General features: G+C 42.1%; 22 protein-coding genes and 1 riboswitch. Of the genes, 8 read left to right on the top strand and 14 right to left on the bottom strand.

Annotated elements, in window-relative coordinates; genetic code table 11:
* Window positions 1–20 precede the first annotated feature (20 nt).
* The 8 genes from NSQ72_RS05400 to NSQ72_RS05365 all read right to left on the bottom strand — a co-directional run bounded on the left by NSQ72_RS05400 (window position 21) and on the right by NSQ72_RS05365 (window position 7632).
* Window positions 21–1172, bottom strand: a complete 1152-nt coding sequence (locus NSQ72_RS05400; RefSeq protein ID WP_341083501.1) for an acetylornithine transaminase — start codon at window positions 1170–1172, stop codon at window positions 21–23.
* Entirely contained in the window at window positions 1169–1945 is a 777-nt protein-coding gene (gene argB, locus NSQ72_RS05395; protein ID WP_039177767.1) for an acetylglutamate kinase, read from the bottom strand. The genes NSQ72_RS05400 and argB overlap by 4 nt, the downstream gene beginning before the upstream one ends.
* Before the next feature lie 14 nt (window positions 1946–1959).
* Window positions 1960–3180: a bifunctional ornithine acetyltransferase/N-acetylglutamate synthase gene (gene argJ, locus NSQ72_RS05390; protein ID WP_039177764.1), complete on the bottom strand. Its 1221-nt coding sequence runs from the start codon at window positions 3178–3180 to the stop codon at window positions 1960–1962.
* 22 nt (window positions 3181–3202) lie between these two features.
* On the bottom strand, window positions 3203–4240 hold the full coding sequence (gene argC / locus NSQ72_RS05385) for an N-acetyl-gamma-glutamyl-phosphate reductase (protein WP_064498290.1): 1038 nt from the start codon (window positions 4238–4240) through the stop codon (window positions 3203–3205).
* 137 nt (window positions 4241–4377) lie between these two features.
* Entirely contained in the window at window positions 4378–4926 is a 549-nt protein-coding gene (locus NSQ72_RS05380) for an MFS transporter (protein WP_064498289.1), read from the bottom strand.
* Entirely contained in the window at window positions 4923–6368 is a 1446-nt protein-coding gene (locus NSQ72_RS05375; protein WP_106025278.1) for an FAD-binding oxidoreductase, read from the bottom strand. Before NSQ72_RS05375 ends, NSQ72_RS05380 begins: the two co-directional genes overlap by 4 nt.
* 123 nt (window positions 6369–6491) lie before the next feature.
* Window positions 6492–6800, bottom strand: coding sequence for a metal-sulfur cluster assembly factor (locus tag NSQ72_RS05370; RefSeq protein WP_024425066.1), 309 nt, complete (start codon window positions 6798–6800; stop codon window positions 6492–6494).
* A 46-nt stretch (window positions 6801–6846) separates the two neighbouring features.
* Window positions 6847–7632, bottom strand: coding sequence for an alpha/beta fold hydrolase (locus NSQ72_RS05365; protein ID WP_024425067.1), 786 nt, complete (start codon window positions 7630–7632; stop codon window positions 6847–6849).
* Window positions 7633–7769: 137 nt separating this feature from the next.
* Between NSQ72_RS05365 and NSQ72_RS05360 the strand changes: the two genes are divergently transcribed.
* The 3 genes from NSQ72_RS05360 to NSQ72_RS05350 all read left to right on the top strand — a co-directional run bounded on the left by NSQ72_RS05360 (window position 7770) and on the right by NSQ72_RS05350 (window position 9008).
* Window positions 7770–8582 carry a Cof-type HAD-IIB family hydrolase gene (locus NSQ72_RS05360; protein WP_064498287.1) on the top strand — a complete coding sequence of 271 codons (813 nt, stop codon included), beginning with the start codon at window positions 7770–7772 and terminating at the stop codon, window positions 8580–8582.
* 88 nt (window positions 8583–8670) lie between these two features.
* Window positions 8671–8820 carry a hypothetical protein gene (locus tag NSQ72_RS05355; RefSeq protein ID WP_024425069.1) on the top strand — a complete coding sequence of 50 codons (150 nt, stop codon included), beginning with the start codon at window positions 8671–8673 and terminating at the stop codon, window positions 8818–8820.
* Window positions 8817–9008 (top strand): DUF3813 domain-containing protein, encoded by a 192-nt coding sequence (locus NSQ72_RS05350; protein ID WP_024425070.1) that lies wholly within the window; start codon window positions 8817–8819, stop codon window positions 9006–9008. Before NSQ72_RS05355 ends, NSQ72_RS05350 begins: the two co-directional genes overlap by 4 nt.
* A 50-nt stretch (window positions 9009–9058) precedes the next feature.
* Here NSQ72_RS05350 and NSQ72_RS05345 read toward each other — a convergent pair whose 3' ends face one another.
* Both NSQ72_RS05345 and NSQ72_RS05340 read right to left on the bottom strand, forming a co-directional pair.
* The gene (locus tag NSQ72_RS05345; RefSeq protein WP_039177744.1) at window positions 9059–9514 is read right to left on the bottom strand and encodes a BsuPI-related putative proteinase inhibitor; all 456 of its coding nucleotides are present in this window, start codon (window positions 9512–9514) and stop codon (window positions 9059–9061) included.
* Window positions 9515–9528: 14 nt separating this feature from the next.
* Window positions 9529–10371, bottom strand: coding sequence for a YitT family protein (locus NSQ72_RS05340; protein ID WP_039177740.1), 843 nt, complete (start codon window positions 10369–10371; stop codon window positions 9529–9531).
* Between the two features lie 139 nt (window positions 10372–10510).
* On the opposite strand from NSQ72_RS05340, the gene NSQ72_RS05335 reads away from it, so the two are divergent.
* Window positions 10511–11362: a DegV family protein gene (locus tag NSQ72_RS05335; RefSeq protein WP_144491072.1), complete on the top strand. Its 852-nt coding sequence runs from the start codon at window positions 10511–10513 to the stop codon at window positions 11360–11362.
* Window positions 11363–11409: 47 nt separating this feature from the next.
* Here the strand turns inward: NSQ72_RS05335 and NSQ72_RS05330 are convergent, their stop codons facing one another.
* From NSQ72_RS05330 to NSQ72_RS05320, 3 genes are all read right to left on the bottom strand, one after another.
* The gene (locus NSQ72_RS05330) at window positions 11410–13059 is read right to left on the bottom strand and encodes a methyl-accepting chemotaxis protein (protein WP_341083497.1); all 1650 of its coding nucleotides are present in this window, start codon (window positions 13057–13059) and stop codon (window positions 11410–11412) included.
* A complete protein-coding gene (locus tag NSQ72_RS05325) occupies window positions 13056–14033 on the bottom strand; it encodes a BMP family lipoprotein (protein WP_039177730.1) in 978 nt (325 codons plus the stop codon). Before NSQ72_RS05325 ends, NSQ72_RS05330 begins: the two co-directional genes overlap by 4 nt.
* Window positions 14034–14376: 343 nt before the next feature.
* On the bottom strand, window positions 14377–15225 hold the full coding sequence (locus NSQ72_RS05320; RefSeq protein ID WP_041089776.1) for a CvfB family protein: 849 nt from the start codon (window positions 15223–15225) through the stop codon (window positions 14377–14379).
* Between the two features lie 237 nt (window positions 15226–15462).
* Here NSQ72_RS05320 and NSQ72_RS05315 point away from each other — a divergent pair, with 237 nt between their 5' ends.
* The 4 genes from NSQ72_RS05315 to NSQ72_RS05300 all read left to right on the top strand — a co-directional run bounded on the left by NSQ72_RS05315 (window position 15463) and on the right by NSQ72_RS05300 (window position 22478).
* On the top strand, window positions 15463–15954 hold the full coding sequence (locus tag NSQ72_RS05315; protein ID WP_012009527.1) for a YajQ family cyclic di-GMP-binding protein: 492 nt from the start codon (window positions 15463–15465) through the stop codon (window positions 15952–15954).
* An 81-nt stretch (window positions 15955–16035) separates the two neighbouring features.
* A riboswitch (SAM riboswitch) is annotated at window positions 16036–16154 on the top strand.
* Between the two features lie 78 nt (window positions 16155–16232).
* Window positions 16233–18074 (top strand): bifunctional homocysteine S-methyltransferase/methylenetetrahydrofolate reductase, encoded by a 1842-nt coding sequence (locus tag NSQ72_RS05310; RefSeq protein ID WP_341083494.1) that lies wholly within the window; start codon window positions 16233–16235, stop codon window positions 18072–18074.
* Window positions 18058–21486: a methionine synthase gene (gene metH, locus NSQ72_RS05305; RefSeq protein ID WP_341083493.1), complete on the top strand. Its 3429-nt coding sequence runs from the start codon at window positions 18058–18060 to the stop codon at window positions 21484–21486. The genes NSQ72_RS05310 and metH overlap by 17 nt, the downstream gene beginning before the upstream one ends.
* A gap of 134 nt (window positions 21487–21620) precedes the next feature.
* Window positions 21621–22478 (top strand): GNAT family N-acetyltransferase, encoded by an 858-nt coding sequence (locus tag NSQ72_RS05300; protein WP_341083492.1) that lies wholly within the window; start codon window positions 21621–21623, stop codon window positions 22476–22478.
* A 43-nt stretch (window positions 22479–22521) separates the two neighbouring features.
* On the opposite strand, the gene NSQ72_RS05295 is transcribed toward NSQ72_RS05300, so the two are convergent.
* Complete coding sequence (locus NSQ72_RS05295) at window positions 22522–24336, bottom strand: IucA/IucC family protein (protein WP_144491068.1); 1815 nt, start codon at window positions 24334–24336, stop codon at window positions 22522–22524.
* Window positions 24337–24342: the final 6 nt, after the last annotated feature.

The raw sequence follows: 24342 nt of genomic DNA, 5'->3' as shown, positions 1-24342 counted from the left end.
ACGTTTCTTTGTAAAAAAATTTACACCGAAACTGTTTTATTGGCTAATACTTGAACAATTGCTTCGATCGCTTGATCCAGCTCTGCTTTCTTCACATTCAGCGGAGGTAATAAACGAATGACATTAGGACCAGCTGGAAGCACCAGCAACCCTTGTTCTCTAAGAGCTGAGATATAGTCACCGACTGGCTGATCACATTCAATACCTGCCATCAATCCTTTTCCCCGCACTTCTTTTACGATATTCAGCTGTTTGACATTTTGCAGCTTTTCTAACAAGTAATTACCCTTTTCTTTCACTTCTGAAAGAAACTCTTCTTTGAAAATTAGATCGAGTGTCGCATTCACAGCGGCCATGGCAAGCATATTTCCACCAAATGTTGTACCATGTGAACCTGGGGAAAATGCATCTCCTAGAGCTTTTTTCCCTATAACTGCACCAACTGGAAAGCCGTTTCCTAACCCTTTTGCTGCTGAGATAATATCAGGATCAAGACACGTCTCTTCGTACGCAAATGCTGTTCCTGTACGACCAATGCCCGTTTGAATTTCATCTACAATCAGCAGTGCTTCATGCTTTTCACAAAATGCTTGAACTGCTTCTAGAAATTCTGGTGTCGCTGGATTCACTCCACCTTCACCTTGCACAACCTCCAGCATCACCGCTGCCACATCATCGACTGCACAGGCTGACATAGCGTCTGGTTCATTAAACGGTACATAGTGAAAGCCTTCTAGCATAGGACCAAAGCCAGTTTTGATTTTATCTTGACCTGTGGCAGCCATACCAGCATACGTGCGCCCATGGAAAGAGTGCAAAAATGTGATGATATTTGTTTTCCCTGTCGCTTTACGTGCTAATTTAATGGCACCTTCATTTGCCTCAGCTCCGCTATTGCAGAAAAATACGAGATCCCCTGAACTGTTTGCTGCCAGCTTTTCTGCTGCTTTTTCTTGCAGACCATTTTCAAACAGATTCGACACATGCCAGACGTGATCAAGCTGTTCCTTAATGGCTTGATTGACCTTTGGATGATTGTGGCCTAAATTTGTTACTGCAATGCCTTGGATAAAGTCTAAATATTTTTTCCCATTTGTATCGACTGCCCAAGAACCTGCTGCCTCTTTAATTTCAACATTCCACCGTCCATAATTTTGAAAAAGATGACTCACAGGACCGCCTCCTTTTGTTTTACGATTCTTGTGCCTTTAAAGGTTTCTCCTGTAAAGATACTGCCTTTGCCATTTACGATCATCACTTCATCTACATCACCTGATAAAGCACTCAAAGCGGATTGTACTTTTGGAATCATTCCCCCGGAAATAATGCCTTCATCAATGAGTGAAAGGGCTTCTTGTTCGGTGACGACATCTAATAGTTCACCATTTTTTAAAATGCCTTCAACATCTGTGACAAACATGAGCTTATCAGCTTTCATGGCTCCGGCGACAGCTGATGCTGCTAAATCAGCATTCACATTTAAGGTTTGGCATTCTTCCGTCATAGACAGCGGCGCAATTACAGGAATGAATTGTTTCTCCATGAGTGCTTCCGCCATTTCTGGATGAACTTCTTTGATTTCGCCAACGTACCCATAAACGTCTTGATCAAGGAAATCGGCGACAAGCATCTGCCCATCTTTACCGGATACGCCGACAGATGGTATATCATGCTTTGCGAGCTCTGACACAAAGTATTTATTGACTGTTCCCGAGAGAACCATTTCGGCTACCTCTAACACAGGCTTCGTTGTTTTACGCTGACCGTCAACAAATTCTGTTTTCACTTCTAATTTTTGCAGCATGTCGGTGATTTCAGGTCCTCCGCCATGCACGATAGCCAGCTTAAACCCAGCAGCTTGAAGTGAGCGGACATTTTCATAGAAGGTATCTGAAAGTTCTCGAATGACACTGCCTCCACACTTGAACACGATCGTTTTATCCATGTCTATCTCCTTCTTTATGTGCGATAGCTCGCGTTAATTTTCACATAATCATAGGTGAGATCACAGCCCCAAGCTGCTGCTTCACCATTTCCCTCACTCATTTGAATGAAAATCGTAATCTCATCCTGCTCTAGATATGCTTTTGCTTCCTCTTCTGAGAATGGCTGCGGTTCATTGTGTTTGAATAAACATTGTCCGCCTAAATAAACTTCTACCTCTTCCGGAGTGACGGAAGCTGCGCTATGACCAATGGCTCCAACGATTCGGCCCCAGTTAGCATCCGTACCATATACGGCGGTTTTGACAAGACTTGAACCAACGATTTTTTTCGCAATGATGCCGGCTTCCAAATTATTTTTAGCACCAGCGACTTTCGCTTCAATTAATTTCGTTGCACCTTCTCCATCTCTCGCAATCTCTTTGGCTAAATCCTCACAAGCTAGTTTTAATCCTTCTTTAAACAATGGCCATTCTGGATGCTCTTCATTGAGTACATCGTTTTCTGCCATGCCATTTGCCATCACGAGCACCATATCGTTTGTCGACGTTTCTCCATCGACGGTAATTTGATTAAAGGTTACATCCGTAATGTCACGAAGCGCTTGCTGTAACGCTTCCTGTTCGACATTTGCATCTGTTGTGACAAAGCCAAGCATTGTCGCCATGTTCGGGTGAATCATGCCAGAGCCTTTTGCTGCGCCTGAAATGATGATCTCTTTTCCGTCTATCGTAAGGGTGTATGTTGTATTTTTAATGACAGTATCTGTCGTTAAGATCGCTTCTTCAAAATGGCCTTTTTCGGCTTTTGCTTCTTTTAACTCGGCGATGCCCTTTTTGATTTTATCCATCTCCAGACATTCCCCAATGACACCAGTAGAAGAAACAGCAATGTAATCAGGTGCTACACCTAACATATCTGCACAGGCTGCCTGCATGTCGTATGCGTCTTTTAATCCCTGCTCACCAGTACATGCATTGGCGATGGCACTATTGACAATGACACCTTTTAATTGTCCTGTCTTTTTTAAGCTTTGTTGTGTGACTTTGAGAGGCGCAGCTTGAAAGTGACTTTGTGTGTAGACCGCTGCACTTGCTGCTGGTACTTCGCTGACGATGAGGCCAAGGTCTTTTTTTGAATAGCGCAAGCCAATGTGAATCCCCTTCGCTTCAAAGCCTTTTGGTGATGATACGTCACCGTCTATTTTGACAATGCTTTTTTCATTCAATTCGATCATGTTTGTTGTCTCCCCTGTTCTCTTATGGATAAAGAGGTGTCATTGTGAGGCCCGCCTCTTCATGTAAGCCTTTGATGATGTTGAAGTTTTGAACCGCTTGGCCGGCCGCGCCTTTCATGAGATTGTCTATGACCGACACGATTGTAAGTCTCCCTGTTCGCTCATCTAAATGAAAGCCAATGTCACAGAAGTTACTGCCATATACTTCTTTCGTTTGTGGATAAACGCCGTGATCTCTCACTCTGACAAAATAGGAATCTTCGTAAAAGCCTTTCATTCGCTTCATCAATTCTTCTTTTGTGACATCCGTTTTTAACTGTGTATACATCGTCGCCATAATCCCTCTTGTCATCGGGACAAGATGCGTAGAAAATGTGACGTTCGCCGTCTGCGGATTCCATTCTCTTAATATTTGCTCTATTTCTGGCGTATGCTGATGCTCATTCACCTTATAAATTTTAAAGTTATCGTTTAGTTCTGAAAAATGCGTTCCAAGTGAGGCAGATCGTCCGGCACCGGACACCCCTGTTTTTGCATCTATTATAATCATAGATTCATCGATGACATTCTGTTTGATGAGCGGTGCTAAACCGAGAAGAACTGCGGTAGGAAAGCAGCCCGGATTGGCAATCACTTCAGCTTGTTGAATTTTGTCTCGATTCAGTTCGGATAAACCGTACACCGCTTGTTGAACAGATGCTTCATCCGCTGCCCTTCGTTTATACCAAGCTTCATAGGTGTCTCCATCTTGAATGCGCAAATCACCTGATAAATCAATGATCGGCACTCCTTGATTCATAAGCTTTGGCGTCAGTTCACTTGATACGCCTGCTGGAGTCGCTAAAAACACAGCATCTGTCTCTTGCACAATAGCAGCCGGGTCAATGGCTTTTAATGTTTGGTCAGTAATCGTTGTTAGATGCGGATAAGATTGACTGTATGATTGCCCATCACCACTTGATGAATACAATATACATTCCTCCACATGCGGATGATGTTTGAAGATACGAACCAATTCCGCACCACCGTACCCTGTAGCACCTATAATACCTATTTTCAACGTCAATACACCCTCTTGATCTTTGTGAAATTATTTAACATTATAACATGTATAAAAATTAATTCAATTGTATATTTAATATTTGTTTTCATTTTTTTTCAACAAAAAAACCGCATATCTTCATGAGACATGCGGATTTATCTTTCGTTTTTGATATAGATGACCATGAGCGCACTGCATAAATATAATATAGAGCTTGCATAAAAAATGAAGTAAACGGTAAAGAAATCAGCAAACAGGCCTCCAAGCATAATAGCGATGGATGAAAAAAGGGCTGTCCAAAAATGATAGTGACCGACTTCTTTCATTCTTTTGTTCTCTGTTGTCAGATCAGTGACGAGCAGTTTTTCCCCATGCTTTTGAAAGCCGCCTAGCGCACCAAGTGCCAGCTGAATCATATACACTTGCTCCACTTCTGTTATATGCGGAAAAAGCAGCAAAAGAATCGCCATACCGAACGAATGAATGATTAAAAAGATCCGCCTGTCGGTGGTTTCGGGCAGTTTTCCTAAAAGTAAATGAATGAATGCTCCGCTTAAACCAAACAGGCCGTAGGCAAGACCAAACTGTGAATAGCTTGACCCTATATTTTTAATAAAAAGAATGTAAAAAGGGAAAATCAAACTGCTGGCGAAAAACAGCAGACTTTGTGAGTAGACGAACCATTTCATTGCTTTTGCATTCATTGTGTATTGTACCTCTCATAAAAGTAGTTGGTGAACGTGCCATCTGGATCTGCTTGTTTTTTCTTTTGGAAGAATACATCGGTTTTAGGGTACGCCCGCTTCATTTGTGCCTTCGTTTGATAGGGCATGTACGGTAAGTAATAGCTTCCATCGTGCTGCAGCGTGATATCTGTCATTTTTCGAATGATTCGCTCGGCTTCCGCCTTCTCTTCTTTTTCGAACCCGTAATTCACTAAAAGCACAAGTGCAAACATATCTTGTTTCGCATATGAAAGATCCGCTTTTTCATTTTTTTGTACATAACGTATTGTGATATTCATTAGATTCAAATCTTCTTGTTGTAAAAAGGATCTCATGTCATCAATGTACGCACGAAAACGGTCAACTGGGACAAAATATTCCTGCAGCACATCTGTGTCAGATTCATTTTCATATTCTAAAAAGGCAGAGTCAGAACGCATCACATTGTTTCTTGTGATCAGCTGATCATTTTGACTTAAGAAATACTTTTTTTGCAAATTCCAGAGCAGATCTTTTCCCATATCAAATCTTCTTGAAAGGCCGAGCATAAATTTCAAAGGCATGACGAGTTGATCTTCTTTCAGTTCTTGATATGATTCAATCCCTTGTTGTGAAGTAAGTGAATAATTCGTCACATACATCTCTTTCAAAAAGTTTGTTTTCGCTGTTGAGATTCTGGCAAGATGCATGCGTACTTCTTTATTGTGTTTGACATGCTTTTGAAAATAATCCGTATACTCATCGTAACCCAGAGAGGTTGTCTCCATTTTATATAGTTCATCTTTTGTTAAAGAAAGCTCCACATCTAAAATGACACCGAACAAACCGTATCCCCCAATGACGGCAGTAAATAAATCATCGCCTGGCTTTACTGTGACAATCTCACCGTCTGCTTTTAACAGCCTGAATGAGCGAACTGTGTCAATGAGTGACCCGTAACGAATGTCACGTCCATGTGCATTTGCACTTAAAGATCCGCCAATTGTAAAGATATTCTGCGATTGCATTACCTTCACAGCAAGACCATATGGATTCACATATTTTTGTATATCATCCCATGTAGCGCCGCTTTGAACCCGAATCGTTTTCTTTTTAGGATCAAACGCTAAAATCTGGCGGAATTCCGTCATATCGAGCACGATGCCGTTTTCATAATATGTGTGACCGCCCATACTATGCTGTTTACCGGCAATAGAAATCGGCAGGTGTTTTGCTTTTGCTTCTTTCAATACTTCTTTTAACGTGTCTATTTCTTTCCCTTGAACAACTTTTTTGATTTTGACAGGCATGAGATGACTAACATCAGTAAAAGCCTCAAGATCCTGTTTTTTGTGTGTTTGGCCTTCTCGTATAGTGATTGATACAAAAAATGCAGCAGCATATACGATCAAAAGAACGACCCATAGCCATTTTCGTTTCATGATAGGTACTCCGTTCTATAAAATTACATCCATTATATCAAGCCATTCTCTTCCTCCACCTTAATTTTTCATAAAAAAACCTGGCATGAGTTTATCTCATACCAGGCATTTTTCATTTTGTGCTTATTGAATACCGAGCGCGATTTTTGCGTATCTTGACATTTTGTCTCGTGTCCAAGGCGGATTCCATACGATGTGAACTTCTGTTTCTTTTACTTCTGGAAGATCACTTAATGCTTTTTTGACTTCATCCACGATAATTGGTGCAAGAGGACAACCCATTGATGTTAAGGTCATGGTGATATCCGCTTTTCCATTCTCATCAAGATCGACATCATAGACAAGTCCAAGGTTGACGATGTCGACATTCAGCTCAGGGTCAATCACCTGTTCTAGGGCGCCTAAAATATTTTCTTTCAATGCTTCATCCATGATATCCACTCCTTTTTCCATTAGTATAACGTACTTTTTCTTATGACTAAACGTTTGTGCTTTTCAGATGAGTCACAAACCAGTCAATCGTTTCAAACATCGCTTGTCTTGAGACCTTATGGCCAGCTTGTCCATCAGTGATAAAGCGAATCAGGTGCGGATCCTGCTTATATTGTGTGGCCGCTAACTCATCGTATAGGGATTTTGCGTGCCTGTACGGGACCACAGGATCATTTTCTGCATGCCAGAATAACAGCGGTCTTTTGTTTAATCGATCCGTTTGCAGCGTTAAATCATATGGGCGCAGGGCGTCTAATTGCAGATGAACCTCTTCGTCTGTAATGTCTTTCATCAACCCTTTGTGACGCATGTCCATGATCTGTGCTTTTAGAAACGTCGTATAGTTCGGACTCCCCATCAGGCTGACAGCGGCTTTGATCCAATCATGCTTGGCAAGTGCACCAAAGGTGGTGATGCCGCCCATGGAAGTACCTGCAACGCCTATCAAATCGGCTTCAATCAATTGTTTTTCTTGAAAGTATGTTTTGAGTATATCGATTTCACGAATTTCGTTCAGGACAATTTCCCAGAACTTTGATGCCAGTTCCTCTAAGCTGAGGTTTTCTGATCTTACACCATGATAAGCACAGTCAGGCAAAATGACTCTCATGCCTTTTTCCGCCAGATGGAAGGCGAAGTGTAAATTATGCTCTCGTGCACTTGTAAATCCGTGAATAAAAAATACAAGCGGCAGCGGTTTGTCTTTATTTTCAGCTTTTACGATATGTAAAAATGGAATATCGCGCGTAATTTGCTCATCAATGGTGATCACAGCCTATGAATCCTCCTTTATCATTCCCGTCTTTGTTTATTTTAACATGTAGACAACAAAGATGTGATAAAGATACACTATAGAAAGAGGCGCTAACATGAATTGCCTCCTATCACTTACAGATCAAAGGAGATTTTATGGAGACTAAACCTTATCTAATCGCACTTGACCTGGATGGCACATTATTAAAAGATGATAAAACCATTTCTGCGCACACACTTGACGTCATTCAAAAAGTGAGAGACAGCGGGCATCACGTCTGTATATCAACAGGCCGGCCATTTCGATCCAGCTCTCCTTATTATCAGCAATTACAGCTTGATTCACCAATTGTGAATTTTAACGGAGCGTTTGTCCATCATCCTCTTGATGAGAAATGGGGCAGATTTCATACGTCACTTGATCTTCAAGTGGTCAAACAGCTTGTAGACATTAGTGAAGAGTATAAAGTGCACAATGTGTTAGCTGAAGTGTTAGACGATTTGTATTTCCATTATCATGATGAAAAACTCATTGATGTCTTTAATATGAATGCAAACAAAGTCACTGTTGGGGACCTAAGGGACAACCTTGGAGAGAATGTGACGAGCGTGTTAATTCATGCAAAAGAAGAGGACGTCGGAGCTATTCGAAGCTATTTATCAGATGTTCATGCAGAAGTGATTGATCACAGACGCTGGGCTGCCCCGTGGCACGTGATTGAAATCATTAAAACAGGCATGAACAAAGCTGTTGGATTGCAAAAGATCAGTGATTATTACGGTGTTCCTAAGGAGCGGATTGTGGCATTCGGAGATGAAGACAACGATTTAGAAATGCTTGAATTTGCTGGATGCGGTGTGGCAATGGGCAACGGAATTGATGCCGTGAAACGTGTTTCAAATGAAGTCACTGATACGAATGAACAAGACGGGATTGCAAAGTTTCTAACGAATTACTTCTCGCTTTAATTTTTCCATTCATACATAGCAGATGGAAACGGGCATACTACCGTTAGACAGGTTGTCCTGTCAGCTTGTGTAAAGGGGCGGATTCCGAATGGGTAAAAGAAGCAAATCGAAACGCTTTATACAACAAGGTAAAGATTCAGTCAGTCTTCATGATGCACGTTTTCCTTACCGTTCGACACTTGAAGAAGCGTCAGACAGAGGAAATATGAAGACTGATGCTTCTGGAGGTTCATTGTGAGAAACGAACTTTTTGATCAAGCCAAATCATTTACTGAAGAAGCTCTTACTTCTTCATTTTCATCTGGGTTAGAGCGTCAACAGGCAGTCAAACGAGCGAAAAATGCCGTATCCTCTGCATTTGCCAATTCGACAGATGCAGAAAGAAACCAGCTGCATACCTTCCAAGACTTGCTTGATGATCTCTGACATAAAAAAGCTGTCCACATTTGATGGACAGCTTTTTCTAATTCCCTTGCTTATTTGACTTGGAATGTTTTCTTCTCCGTGATTTGTTTCAGCCCTTCTGCTTTTCCTTTAAACGTTACAACCGCTTCGTACGTTCCGGGCTTTACACCGTTTGACCACGTGTCTTGAAAATCATAGGCCTCGCCTTTTTTCAGCACAAAAGTTTGGATGGCCTGTGTGAACATACGGTCTTTCGAATAGCGATATTGTTCGTTCCCGTTTTCGTCATACACACTGAGCTCGAATTTTTGGCTTGTGTTAAAGGTAAATTCAATATCTCGATCTGATTCATTTTTCAGTGACATGTTAAATTGAACTGAAGAACCTTTCTGGACGGGGTCTACTGTGAGTACAACCGTTTTTTCTCCCATTTGACCGGAAACCTCCTTGTCTGGTTCATCCTTTTTTTGTTGTCCACAAGCGGCTAAAAACAATAGAATGAGAAGAAGTACCAACCCTTTTTTCATCTGCTACCCACCTTTTAATCTCGTCTGAAAAATCCAAGAATATTGGTTGTCTGCACAATATTTGTAAAGGCTTTTGGATCGACTTCTTTAATAATTTGTTCAAGTTCATACAGCTCATACCTTGTAATGACGATCACCATCATTTCCTTTTGCTCGTTGGTGAATGCACCTTTTGCAGGTACAGTCGTAATACCTCTGACCATTTTTCCGTAAATGGCTTCTTTTATTTCATCTGCTTTTTTCGTCACAATCATCGCGGTCAGCTTCTCATGTCTTGTATGGATGGCATCAATGACCCTTGTGGTCACATATAATGTGACAAGTGTATATAATGCTTTCTCCCAACCTTGTAATAATCCTGCTGTAAAAATGATGATTCCATTTAAAATGAAGAAATACGTGCCAACTGGTTTGTCTTTCCATTTTGCTAATACCATAGCAACGATGTCGAGTCCACCTGTCGATGCCCCGTATTTGAGCGTGATCCCAATCCCTACGGCGGATATGACACCGCCAAACACAGCATTTAATAAAATATCATGGGAAACACTCGTTTCTGGTAAAACGCCAAGGAAAATGGTTGTTAGTGCAACACTGATGATGCTGTACAAAGTAAAGGAACGGCCAACTTTCATCCAGCCTAAAATGCCGACTGGAATGTTTAAAATAAATAATAGAATCCCTGTTGATACATAAAATGGCGCATATTGATCGATTAAGCTGGATAGCAGCTGGGCTACCCCTGTAAAACCGCTCGCATATACGTCAGCTGGGATTAAGAATAAATTCAGTCCAATCGCATTGAGTAATGCACCAATAACGACGACAATGAGTTTTTTTGCTTCTCCAATGAACATGTTGTCATTCCTCCACTTACCATTCTCTCTATGGTTTTCCCTAAAATTTAGAATTTGAACACGAAAAGATGATTTCTATGATATAGTTAGGCTAAAAAGATGTAAAATATGGCTTATTTTTTAGAAAGAAGGGATTTATATGACTGTTCATATCATAGCAGACAGTGCTGCTGATCTGCCTCTTTCTTATTATGATGAACATAACATAACACTCATTCCGCTCCGCGTGTTGCTTGGCGAGCAGGAATTTGAGGATTTGATCACCATTGAACCAAAACAAGTATTTGATGCGATGAGACAAGGAGCCAGTCCAAAAACGTCACAGGCTTCACCAAACCGAATCAAGGAAGCCTTTGTCTCTGCCGCTCAAACCCATACATCTGCCATCTATGTCGCTTTTTCATCAGAGCTTTCAGGTACATATCAGACAGCTATGATGATGGCAAATGAAGTGAAGGAAGAATATCCTGATTTTGATTTACGAATCATTGATTCTAAATGCGCTTCACTCGGCTATGGGCTTGCTGTCAAACACGCTCAATCACTTGCCATTGACGGAAATACAATACAAGAAATTGAAACGTCTGTAAAGCATTTTTGTGAATCTTTACAACATATTTTTACTGTAGACGATTTAACGTATTTAGCAAGAGGCGGAAGGATCAGTAAAGCGTCCGCATTTGTTGGCGGTTTGTTAAGCATTAAACCCATTTTACATGTCGAAGATGGAAAACTCATCCCACTAGAAAAAATCCGCGGACGTAAAAAGCTGCTGAAACGTATTATTGAACTAATGAAAGAACGCGGAACGGATTGGCCTAATCAAACGGTTGGCATTAGTCATGGTGATGATCCTGCACTTGCAGAAGACATGAAACAACTGATTGAAGACGAATTTCATCCTAAAGAAATTGATGTTCATATCATCGGCGCCGCTGTGGGGTCCCATTCAGGACCTAGCACGCTTGCGATCTTTTTTACAGGCAAATGATCATAAAAAGCACCCTTCCCTGACACAACACGGGAAGGGTGCTTTTCTTATGAAAGTTTAAATCGCTGGACGGTTTCATTTAACCTTGCCGTCATACTCATCAATTCTTCGACTTGTTTGTTCATTTGATGGAACGATTGCAGCTGTTCATTGGCTGAGGCAGAAATTTCTTCGCTGCCAGCTGCTGTTTCTTCTACTACTGCACTAATATTTTCAATCGAGTGCAGTACTTGTCCGCCAAGTTCTGTTGATTGGATAATTTGGTCATTTAAGACCGCCATTTCTTGTTTAATATGCTGCGCTTTTGTTTCTATATCTTCAAAGGAGTGTGAGGTTTTGTCCATCGCATCCTGCTGCTGAAGTGAAAGCTTGACCCCTTCTTGAACCGTTTGACTAATGGATTGAATCCCTCTTTCAATATGACTGACCATGTCAAAAATTTGTCTTGTTGCATTAGACGATTCATCGGCAAGCTTGCGAATTTCATCTGCTACAACGGCAAAGCCTTTTCCAGCTTCGCCTGCCCTTGCCGCTTCAATGGCTGCGTTTAAGGAAAGTAAGTTTGTTTGGTCCGCAATGTCAGAAACCGTTTTGGCCATGGCCGAGATTCCGCTGGCGTATTGCGTGAATTCTCCTGCTGATTCTTCGATTTGTCTCGTGGCATGTGTATTTTTTTCAATCGCTGATTTTGTTTCTGTTAACGTGTGCTTTCCGCTTTCTACGGCTTCGATGGCATCCTCTGTACTGCGGATGACCGTTTGTGAGCGTTCGGAATTTTTACGTCCATGCTGATCCATTTTTTCAATCAAGCTGACGCCATGCTGGAGATCTTCTGAAATCGCTTGTGCCCCATTGGCCATTTCGTCTGTTGAGACAGATACTTGATTGGCAGATTCCATCATCTTTTTATTTTCATCATTCAGGTGGATCGAGAATGTCTCTACTCGGCTTGAGACATGGCTGATTTCTTTAATCAAACTAATCAACTGATCTGTCATTTGATTAAAGGATTCATTCAAGCCGCCGATTTCATCCTTACGCTGAATATCTGTCCGCTCCACAGCAAGATTCCCTTCTGCGATCTGCTTTGCTCTGTAGGAAAGTGATTTGATAGGTGTCACGATGGATCGCGTTAGTCCAATATTCAAAAAGACGGCAATGACAATCAGTGTGAGGGCTGAGACGAGTGCACTTGTAATAATCCATTGTACATTGTTTGCTGCATCCTCTAGATTTTGTTTATACGCTTCTTCTGCTCTTTTATTCATCGTATGCACATCGTTTAAAACGCCATCAATTCTTGCTGCCACACGTCTTGCATCCGAGGCGTTTTTTTCACCAATGGCATTGTTGGCTTCTTTGGTCCATGTGTCATATTTTGAATTTAACCTTGTTAATGCCTCTTTGTTCAAATTTCCTGCATGCTTGTTTAACGTTTGCAGCTGTTTTTTTGCTGTAGAAATATCGTTTTGAACGATCTCTAGCTGTTCATCTGAAAGTGTCATCGAATAATTGGTCATCGCTTGCTCGACACTTTCAAAGCTTGCCTTCGTTTTTTGTACGTTTAATAAGGTTTGGACATCTGCTTCATTTGATGATTGAATCTTTGTCATGCTGACAATGATAAAGGCGATGACGCCAACTGCTAAAAGAAGTGAGATAAGTGAGTTGAGTAAAATTTTGACGCGTAAACTCATGATGCGCCCCCCTCTTCTTTTAGAAGCGTCTGCTTCAGACCATTTAATTTTTTGGTCAGTGTCTCAGCATTTTTCAAGATCCGGATTTTTGCCATATCGATTCCATCATTGCTTAAGTCATAGACAACATGTCCGCTTTTAATTTGATTGTTCTTGACGACCTGTTCGCTGAATTGATAGACCACTTCATCGACTTTTTTTACCATAGATGAAATCACAGCTTTTTCTGCAGTATAGTACTGATCGCTGTCAACACCAATGGCATATTTGCCTTGCGATTGCGCTTCTTTTAATACACCAACACCTGAATAACCGGCTGCGGCATATAAAACGTCTGCTTTCTTTTTGATCATATCTTTGGCTATTTTACCGCCCTTGCCTGCATCACTAAATGTACCGGCATAGGTAGATAAGATTTTGATTTTTGGATTGACTGATTTGGCGCCTTTTTGAAACCCTTTTTCAAAACGATGAATGACGTCCGCATCAACACCGCCAACAAATCCAATGACATCGCTTTTCGTTGTCATCGCAGCAAGTGCACCTGCTAAATAGCTGCCTTCCTCTTCTTTAAACGTCACAGAGGTCACATTTTTCAGCTCAGATACGGCATCGATCAGAAGAAACTGCTTCTTCGGATATTTCTTTGCGACTTTTTCTAGGTCTTCTTGCATACTAAAACCTACACCGATAATGAGATCATTACCATCTTTTACGAGTTCTGTCAGCCCTTTTTCATATGTATCAGTTTCTGCAATTTCTCTATAATCAAATTCAATGCCAAGCTCATCACGTGCTTTTTCTAATCCTTTAAATGATGAATCGTTAAATGATTGATCACCAAGACCATCATCTGTGAGCATAACGCCAATATGCTTCGCAGTTGATTTTGGCGACCCCTCCTGTTGATTACCGCATGCGGCGAGCACCATAAGCATGGCTGCCATCAGAAGTAATGAAATCTTCACTTTCATCCAAAAACACACTCCTTTTATCATCCTTACTCCTTTTTTATCGGATTTGAGGGGCGTTGTTTCAATGCTATAGTGAAGGTTTTCATGACTTTTTTCATAGAAAAAATCCATTATTTAAGACAAAAATAAAAAAGTGAGCAAATGCTCACTTTTAGATCATTGACAAAGGGCTAAAATGAACTTTATTTTAGAACTTTGTCTTCTTTTCAGCGTGACCTGAAAACCTTTGCAGCCCTAGGAAGGACGAGTACCGGAGCGGAGCGAATTTGACATTCGTGAGCACCGGCACGCAGGACTGACACCGAATGCGAGGGTTTGTCTGCACGCTGAAGTGAGCAAATGCTCACTTTTTCTCGTATGTCCAGCCTTCTTTTTGGTAAACGAGATCATTTTTCATCAGATGACCTAGTGCTCGTTTAAAGGCTGCTTTGCTCATTTGAAATCTTTCACGGATATCCTCTGGATCACTTTTGTCTCCATAAGGCATAGCGCCGTTTCTTGTTCTCATATAGGTTAAAATTTCTTCTGCATCGACAGATAATGCATCCTGTTTTCTAGGAAGCAGAGAAACGTTCACGGTTCCATCCTCTTTCACTGCAATAACGCGTCCTGTAACGGTCGAACCTAGTCTTGGCTCTTCCTTTCGTTCCGTGCGGTGAATAAACCCTCGCACGCCTGTATCTGTCAGCATAAAAGAACCTGTCGCAATTAAACGATAGATTGTTCCAGTAATTTCTTTGTTCATTAAGGTTTCTGGTGCCTCAGTAAACAATTCACTGATCACGTCTTCTGTGGCTGGTTTTGCGAACATTCTGCCGTAGCTTGTGACTTTCAGCATACAGTAGAGTTTGTCTCCTTTTTTCGGCCATGCTTCCTCAAATGGCGGAAGGTGTTCTGTTGCCACAAGTGCATCCTTTGACAGTCCAACATCGACAAATGCGCCCATGTCTTCTACCACGTCTACAACTTCTACCCAGCCATATGTATGTGCGTTAATTGTAGGAATTTTCATTGTGGCAGCGAGTCTTTCTTCATGATCTACATATAAATAGACCTCTACTTCATCTCGGTCATCAAGATCCTCTGTCATTTCACTGCGGTGTAAGAGGACCGAATCTTCACCATCTGTCAAAAAGTAGCCGTATTCCATTTCGTTCTCTATTTGCAAGGTCAGTTGCTCACCTGGTCTCATGTTCTCTTCCTTCCTATCTGCCCATAAAAGAGCGTTCGTTCAACTTTTGATTCACTTTATTCTACTATACTTCTTCCCGCATGAACATCTCTAGTTCTGTTAGCTAAAGTGGACAAACTGGACACGATTTATACCGCAGCCGGCTGAACTCTTTGCCTCATCTCTTCGATAAAGTTTCTTCTTCGGCTATTGGCATGATAAAATAGACGCAATATCAATACTTGGAGGTCATGTGTGATGGCAAAAGAAAGCTCATTTGACATTGTATCAAAGGTCGAACTGCCTGAGGTGCAAAACGCTGTTCAAGCAGCGCTAAAAGAAATTAAAAACCGTTATGATTTTAAAGGAAGTAAAAGTGACATTTCTCTCGAGAAAGAAGAACTTGTTCTCATTTCTGATGATGACTTCAAGCTTGAGCAGCTAAAAGATGTACTTGTGACAAAGCTGATCAAACGAAATGTGCCAACTAAAAACATCGATTACGGAAAAACCGAGCATGCTCTTGGCGGTACAGTACGCCAGCGTGCGAAGCTGATCAGCGGGATTGATCAAGACAACGCCAAAAAGATTAACGCACTCATCAAGCAGTCTGGCATCAAAGTGAAATCACAATTTCAGGATGACCAAGTGCGTGTGACAGGGAAAAATAAAGATGATTTACAAGAGGTTATTTCTCTTATGCGCAAGGCTGATTTGCCGATTGATGTCCAATTTATAAATTTTCGATAAATTTCAAATTTTCCATTGATTAATTCTGTATTTTTCGTTACAGTTGATGGAAGTTCAATTCATTGACATGTTCATATTGCTTTCTTATCAAGAGAGGCAGAGGGACTGGCCCTGTGAAGCCTCAGCAACCGGTGTAGTAGAAATATATTTTCTATGACCAAGGTGCTAAATCCAGCAAGCAACTGCTTGGAAGATAAGGAGAAGAATTACGATACAGCCAAAAAGTCTTCTTCTTATCAGAAGGCTTTTTTTGTTACATAGAAATAAGGAGGAATACAATGGGCCTATTACAAGACTTACAAAACCGTGTACTAATAGCTGACGGAGCGATGGGAACACTTTTATACTCTTACGGCATTGACCGCTGTTTTGAAGAATTAAATTTATCGAAAGAGGATGAAGTGAAACGCGTGCACGAAGCATATGTGCAGGCAGGCGCTGACATCATCCAAACGAACACATACGGTGCGAATTATATTAAACTGTCCCGCTACGGCTTAGAGGAAGAAACGAAACGCATCAATACAAAAGCGGTACAAATTGCAAAAGCAGCCGCTGGCTCTGCCTATGTACTCGGAACAATTGGCGGCATTCGAACGTTTAACAAAAATGCCTACTCTATAGAAGAAATCAAACGAAGCTTTAGAGAGCAGCTGTACATCCTATTAAATGAAGAGCCTGACGGATTATTGCTTGAAACGTATTATGACATAGAAGAAGCAAAGGCTGTTCTCCAAATTGCTCGCAAAGAAACGACTCTCCCGATTGTCATGAATGTCTCTATGCATGAACAAGGCGTTTTGCAGGATGGTACCCCGCTGAAGGGTGGTTTATCTGAGTTATCATCTCTTGGTGCAGATGTTGTCGGCATCAACTGCAGGCTGGGCCCTTATCACATGATTCAGGCACTCGAAGGCGTTCCACTTTTAGAAAATTCGCATTTATCTGTCTATCCTAACAGCAGTCTCCCCTCTCTTGAAGAAGGCAGACTCGTCTATGATACAGATAACGATTATTTCCGAAAAAGTGCACTTGAATTTAGAAATCAGGGCGCACGCATTATCGGAGGCTGCTGTGGAACAACACCTCAGCATATTAGCGCAATGGCTGAAGCGGTCAAAGGTTTAGCACCTATCACTGAAAAAGAAGTGAAAGTGTTAAAAGAAGAAATCATTTCCATCCAAGATCAGCGCACTGAACCAGGTCTTGATGAGCTGGCTGTGAAAAAACGATCGATTATCGTAGAGCTCGATCCACCGAAGAAGCTGAACTTCGAAAGATTTCTCGTCGCTGCAAATGAATTAAAAAATGCTGGCATTGATGCGTTAACATTAGCCGATAATTCTCTTGCGACTCCGCGCATTAGCAATGTCGCTTGCGGCGCATTATTAAAGCAGCAGCTTGATATGCGTTCTCTTGTTCATATCACATGCCGCGACCGTAATTTGATTGGGCTACAATCCCATTTAATGGGGCTCGACACCCTTGGATTAACCGATATTTTAGCGATCACAGGCGATCCATCTAAAATTGGAGACTTCCCAGGTGCAACATCTGTCTATGATTTAACCTCCTTTGATTTGATTCGTCTCATCAAACAATTTAATGAAGGCCTTTCTTTCTCAGGAAAGCCTCTTGGCAAAAAGACCAATTTTTCAGTGGCTGGCGCGTTTAACCCAAATGTGCGTCATATTGATAAAGCAGTCAAACGTCTTGAGAAAAAAATCGAATATGGTGCTGATTATTTTATTTCACAGCCTGTTTATTCTGAGGAACAGCTTGTGAAAATTCATGAGGAAAGCCGCCACTTGGATAAACCGATTTACATCGGCATTATGCCGTTAACAAGCAGCCGAAATGCAGAGTTTATTCATCACGAAATTCCCGGCATCAAATTATCTGATTCTATTCGTGACATTATGGCTAAGGCTGGCGAGGATAAAGAAAAGCAGCGAGCAGAAGGTTTAGCGATTGCCCGCTCTTTATTAGATACAGCCTGCGAATTGTTTAATGGCATTTATTTAATTACTCCTTTCCTTCGATCAGATTTAACAGCAGAACTGACCACCTACATCCATCAGAAAGAAAAGGAGTCTAACGTCCATGTCAACTATCACTGAACAGCTCAAAAAACGCATCCTCGTCCTTGATGGTGCAATGGGCACAATGATTCAAAACGCCAACCTGACAGCAGAGGACTTTGGCGGAGAAGAGTATGAGGGCTGTAACGAGTATTTGAATGTGACAGCCCCTCACATCATCCGTGCGATCCATAGGGAATACCTCGAAGCAAGTGCCGATCTCATTGAAACAAATACGTTCGGCGCGACAAAGCTCGTCCTTGATGAATATGGGCTTGGCCACCTTGCCTATGAACTCAATGTTCGAGCTGCACAGCTGGCAAAGGCTGAAGCAGACCGTTTCTCCACACCGGATAAGCCACGTTTTGTTGTAGGCGCAATGGGCCCAACAACGAAAACATTATCTGTAACAGGCGGCACAACCTTCAGTGAGCTCGTCAGAAACTATGAAGAACAGGCCCGCGCTCTAATTGACGGAAAGTGTGATGCCCTTCTTTTAGAAACAAGCCAAGACATGCTGAATGTAAAAGCTGGATTCAAAGGAATTCAGGAAGCCTTTCAGCAGACGGGCATTCAATTACCACTCATGGTATCAGGAACGATTGAACCGATGGGCACCACCCTTGCTGGTCAGGATATCGAAGCCTTTTATATCTCTCTTGAGCATATGAAACCCATCAGTGTGGGCCTGAACTGTGCGACTGGTCCAGAATTTATGACAGACCACATCCGCACGCTCTCCTCCATCGCAAAGTCAGCGGTGAGCTGCTATCCGAATGCTGGTCTCCCAGATGAAGAAGGCCAATATCATGAATCCCCTGCTTCTCTTGCTAAAAAAATTGCCGCCTTTGCTAAGGAAGGCTGGTTAAATATTGTCGGCGGCTGTTGCGGAACGACACCTGCACATATTCAAGCATTGTCAGATGAAGTACGCACGATTCAGCCGCGTCATATCACTCGCGAATCACCGCAGCATACCGTATCAGGAATTGAGCCCCTTATTTATGAGGATTCAATGCGTCCTCTTTTTGTAGGTGAACGGACCAATGTCATTGGTTCTCGCAAATTCAAACGGCTCATTGCGGAACAAAAGTTTGAAGAAGCAGCAGAAATTGCTCGTGCTCAGGTGAAAAATGGCGCTCACGTCGTTGATGTGTGTCTGGCTGATCCAGACCGTGATGAGGCAGCAGACATGGAAGGCTTTTTACAAGAAGCCATGAAAAAGGTGAAAGCTCCTTTTGTCATTGATTCAACGGATAAACACGTGATTGAAAAGGCACTCACCTATTCTCAAGGGAAAGCCATCATCAATTCTATTAATCTTGAGGATGGCGTGGAACGTTTTGAAGAGATTCTACCTCTTGTGAAGCTATATGGCGGTGCACTTGTTGTTGGCACAATTGATGAAATAGGAATGGCTGTGACAGCAGAACGAAAGCTTGAAATTGCTATACGTTCGCATGATTTGTTAACGAAGAAATATAGAATTCCTGCAAGTGACATTATTTTTGATCCGCTTGTCTTTCCCGTAGGCACTGGAGACGAGCAATATATTGGCGCCGCTGAAGAAACGATCAAAGGCATTAAAATGATCAAGGAAACCCTGCCTGAATGCCTCACCATTTTAGGCATCAGCAACGTATCTTTCGGACTTCCGCCTGTTGGCAGAGAAATCTTAAACGCCGTCTATTTGTATCACTGCGTGCAAGCAGGGCTTGACTATGCCATCGTGAATACGGAAAAGCTTGAGCGCTTCGCATCCATTCCAAAGGAAGAAATCAAACTAGCTGAAACCTTACTTTATGAAACAAATGACCAAACACTGGCTGAATTCACCCAATTTTACCGCGGCAAAAAGAAAACGGAGAAAAAACCAAAGGTCTCCTTATCACTTGATGAAAGGCTGGCGCTCTACGTCGTCGAAGGAACGAAAGAAGGTCTCATCGATGATCTATCCCTTGCTTTGGAGCAATATGAATCGCCGCTTCATATTATCAATGGTCCGTTAATGCAGGGAATGGCTGAGGTTGGTCGTCTTTTTAATCAAAACGAACTGATTGTCGCCGAGGTGCTTCAATCGGCAGAGGTCATGAAAGCATCTGTTTCTTTCCTTGAGCAATATATGGAAAAGCAACATGCGAGCGGGAAAGGAAAGATTCTTCTTGCAACCGTAAAAGGAGACGTCCATGATATCGGAAAAAACCTTGTCGACATCATTTTGAGCAATAACGGCTTTCAAGTAGTCGACCTCGGCATCAAGGTGACACCTCAAACATTGATTGAAGCTGTGCAAAAGGAAAAACCAGATATGATCGGATTATCAGGCTTACTTGTAAAGTCCGCACAGCAAATGGTATTAACCGCTCAGGATTTACAAAAGGCCAATATTTCTGTTCCTATTTTGGTCGGCGGTGCTGCCCTTTCTCGCAAATTTACGAAAATGAAAATTTCGCCTCATTATGATGGACCTGTTCTTTATGCAAAAGATGCCATGGACGGTCTGTCATTAGCTAATGAGTTAAAAGCGAATCCACTGCAATTTCAAACGAAGCCCGAAGAGGAGCCAGTGGCACCTTTCAAGGAGAAAGAAGGAAAGCAGCCGAAAGCTGTCATTGAATTACTAGAAAAACGCGCAGCCCTTCCTCAGGCACCGGTATTTACGCCAGAAGATACCGCACGCCATTATGTGAGGGACATCGATTTGCATCATATTATGCCTTATGTGAATGAACAAATGCTCATTGGTCATCATCTCGGCTTAAAGGGAAAGGTCAAAACCTTATTAGCTGAACAGCACCCAAAAGCATTGGAATTAAAACAGCTTGTCACAGATCTTCTAAACGAAGGCAGAGAGAAAAACTGGTTTGCGCCAGCATTTGTGTATCAATTCTTCCCTGCCGGTTCAGACGGAAATGATTTGCATATTTATGAACCCGAAAAGCCTGACCGCATCATTGAAACGTTCCAATTTCCAAGGCAGGAGAAGCTCCCGTACCGCTCCATTTCTGATTATGTATGGAAAAGTGATGAAAACGAGAAAGATTATATTGCCTTATTCGCCGTCACAGCCGGCGCGCGTATACGTGAAGTCGCGCAGCAATTTAAGCAGGAAGGAGATTATTTAAAAATGCATGCTGTCCAAGCTCTGGCACTTGAGCTTGCAGAAGGATTAGCTGAAAGAACCCACCAATTGATTCGTGACAAATGGGGCTTCCCTGACCCAGTCGATTTTACAATGGAAAAACGATTTCAAGCGAAATATCAAGGGCAGCGCTATTCCTTTGGTTATCCAGCGTGTCCAAATCTTGAGGACCAAGAAAAGCTGTTCAAGCTGCTTCAGCCTGAAAAAATCGGCATCCACCTGACAGAAGGATTCATGATGGAACCTGAAGCATCTGTTTCAGCGATCGTCGTCTCCCACCCTGAAGCTCGATATTTTAATGTTCATTAAGATTAGAACCTCCGTGATTGGGGGTTCTTTTTTGATACACGCTGAGAGGAAAAGGATCTCCCTTTTCCTTTTTCTTATGCTTTCTTATGGTACGATACATATAGATGAAATCAGCTAAGAAGGAGTTGCGTGTATTGGAAAACGTTGTACAACGAACATTAACACTCGATGACATACCCGATCTTATCGCATTGTCAAAAGAGGTCGACTGGCCTGATTACAATGCGGATGAGCTTACATCTCTTTTAACAAACGGATATTTTACTGGTTTTTCAACAACGGATGGACAAGTCATCTCATGTGCGGGACTTTTCCAATATGAAAAAGCAGCATCAATTGGTGCTGTGATTGTATCTGAGACGCATCGCGGCTTAGGCCTTGCACGGAAAATGATTGACACCCTGCTTCGCCGGAGCAATCAAAGCGTTCCTGTCGTTTTAACCGCTACTGTACAAGGACAGCCCGTTTACAAAAAAATCGGATTTCAAACGGCCGGCTACATTCATACATACAAAGCACAGACCACGAATCCATCGGCTTTTCGTGTGTCAGGCGGGATTCACCTTTCTCCTGCTGATGAAGCGGACCTTCCGACTATTGAAGCACTTGACGAAAAAGGTGCAGGCACCAATCGATCTAGCTTTATAAGAAAGCGAATGGATCGAGCATCGTTCCGGCTGATCGCACAGAATGAGCATCATGAAACAACTGGCTTTGCATTTGGCATCGAAACCCCTGCTAATCTCATGATTGGGCCGCTTGCAGCAAACGATGAACAAACCGCTCTCTCGCTCATCCAATCACTCATCTCGTCTTATTCAGGGGCAATTCGTTTAGATATGCAGCAAGAAACTGCTGAACGCCTTCATGAACCACTTGTTGAAGCAGGATTTACGAAAACAAACGTAGCCCATTTCATGATGATTCGCGGAAAAGAAAAACTAAATGATCCCGCCCTTTTCTATTTCCTTGCCTCTCAAGCATTTTCTTAAAAAACAAACAAGCTGTAGACACTTGATGTCTACAGCTTTTTTATTACTTCTCTCCAACTGACGAAAGAACATGAGCGAGTGCATTTGTGACCTTCCCATGCTCTGATGCATGCGGGCGGTCATCTCCATCTCCATAGCCATAATCAATCATTCGATTACGATTTAAGCAAAGCTTTGTCAGCTTCGGCTGGAATAGATCAAATAATTCAAAACGGTCTTTTAGCTGTGGGAATTGATTTTGATACTGCTGAATTTCATCAGCAAGCAAACGCCAAAGAGTCGTTTCATCTAACAGATCGTGATTGTCTAATACGTTGGATACATAGCGCAGATTGCAAATAAATAATCCTGTAAAGATAAATTGTACTAGACCTTCTGGCGGCTCACTGCGCAGCACTTCTTTTAAATCTTCTTCTAGTGAAGCTAATTCAGGCAGCGGCTGGTCACTTATATTCACATCATCCACGAAATCTTTGATCGCTAAACGATGCGGCTGATGATTTTTTAACACAAGAATCGTATTTTGACCATGCGGTGAAAAGACTGTGCCGTATTGATACATAAAGTGCAAAAGCGGAGGCATCACGACATGGAAAAACTTCGCCATCCATTCTTTTGCGGAGAGACCTGATTTTTCAATCAGCTGCTTGATATACGGCTCTCCTTCATGATCCTCATATGTGAGTGCCGCAAGTGTAACAGGGCTTTCCCCTTCTTCTAAGTACGTATAAATGCTTTCTCTAAAAATGACACCGAGCATCTCGAGATATTGATACGGCGCACCAGGCAGTTTGCTGTAGTATGGATGATCGACATTGATACTTGCATTCTCACCTGGTAAAATGACGCGGCACACATCAGATAAAAATGAGTCTTGATCCGCAATCCCTTTAATATGTGCTGTAATGCGCGGGGCAATGACCGTACGTTCTGATGGGAGTCCACGGTACACAAGTGTATTTAAAATACTCATTGGCAGTTTAATATGATGCTTGCCTTTATTTGAGATATTTGTAAAGGTTCTGATCGACTGCTGCGGGATATATTGATCCAGCCCCTCTCCTAAATACACAATCCGGCGCAAGGCCAAATCTTCCGGAAAATGCTGAATAATCATATGCGTCCATTGCCACTGATGAACAGGCATCATATAATAGTCAGCTGCATTCAGTCCTTCATCCTTTAACACACGTTGAAATTGACGAATCGTGACTTCATCTAATTCTTTGGCGATTACCTGTTCATAGTTTTCATGATCGACTGCATGGAATGTCGCAAGCTCCCTGTGAACAGCAATCCAAGACAGCTGCACACATTCTTGACGTTCTGGTGCATAGGCTAAGTAATCATCGTAGCTGAATCCTATACGCCCTTTGTTATACACAATCCAAGGATGGCCTGTCATTTCTCCTTCAATCCATGCATAATCCGTATCTGTCAGCTCATCCGCACGAAGTGCTTTTTTCGACAGCAAATGGACATCGGCTAACAAAGTATGGTGAAGCTCTTTGATAAGATGGCCTGTTGTGTCAGAGGACATTGGAATGATCGGCTGAATGTCTAGTAAAAACACAATGGCACTGACATCCTTTGACCACTTTCCATCCTGACAGTACTCAATTGATTCAGCGATTGTATCAAAACTATCAAACAACCGAGGTTTTGCCAGATAACGATATTTCTTATGTTCATGAATGATTAATTCATACTGGGCAATGCCATCCTTACGATCTAACTCGACAGGATGAAGCATGTCCTCATACATGTATTCGGACAGCATTTTTGCCACCATTCTCTGGTTTGCCTTTTTCCAAGCAGCAGGATTCACCGCTTTTTTCAATTCGTCTTGTACACTCATCGCTTC

The organism is Bacillus sp. FSL R5-0659 (assembly GCF_038008785.1).
Taxonomy (GTDB): Bacteria; Bacillota; Bacilli; order Bacillales; family Bacillaceae; genus Bacillus; species Bacillus safensis.
The sequence above is the reverse complement of the archived record's forward strand: the minus strand, read 5'-3'. Positions and strand labels throughout refer to the sequence as shown.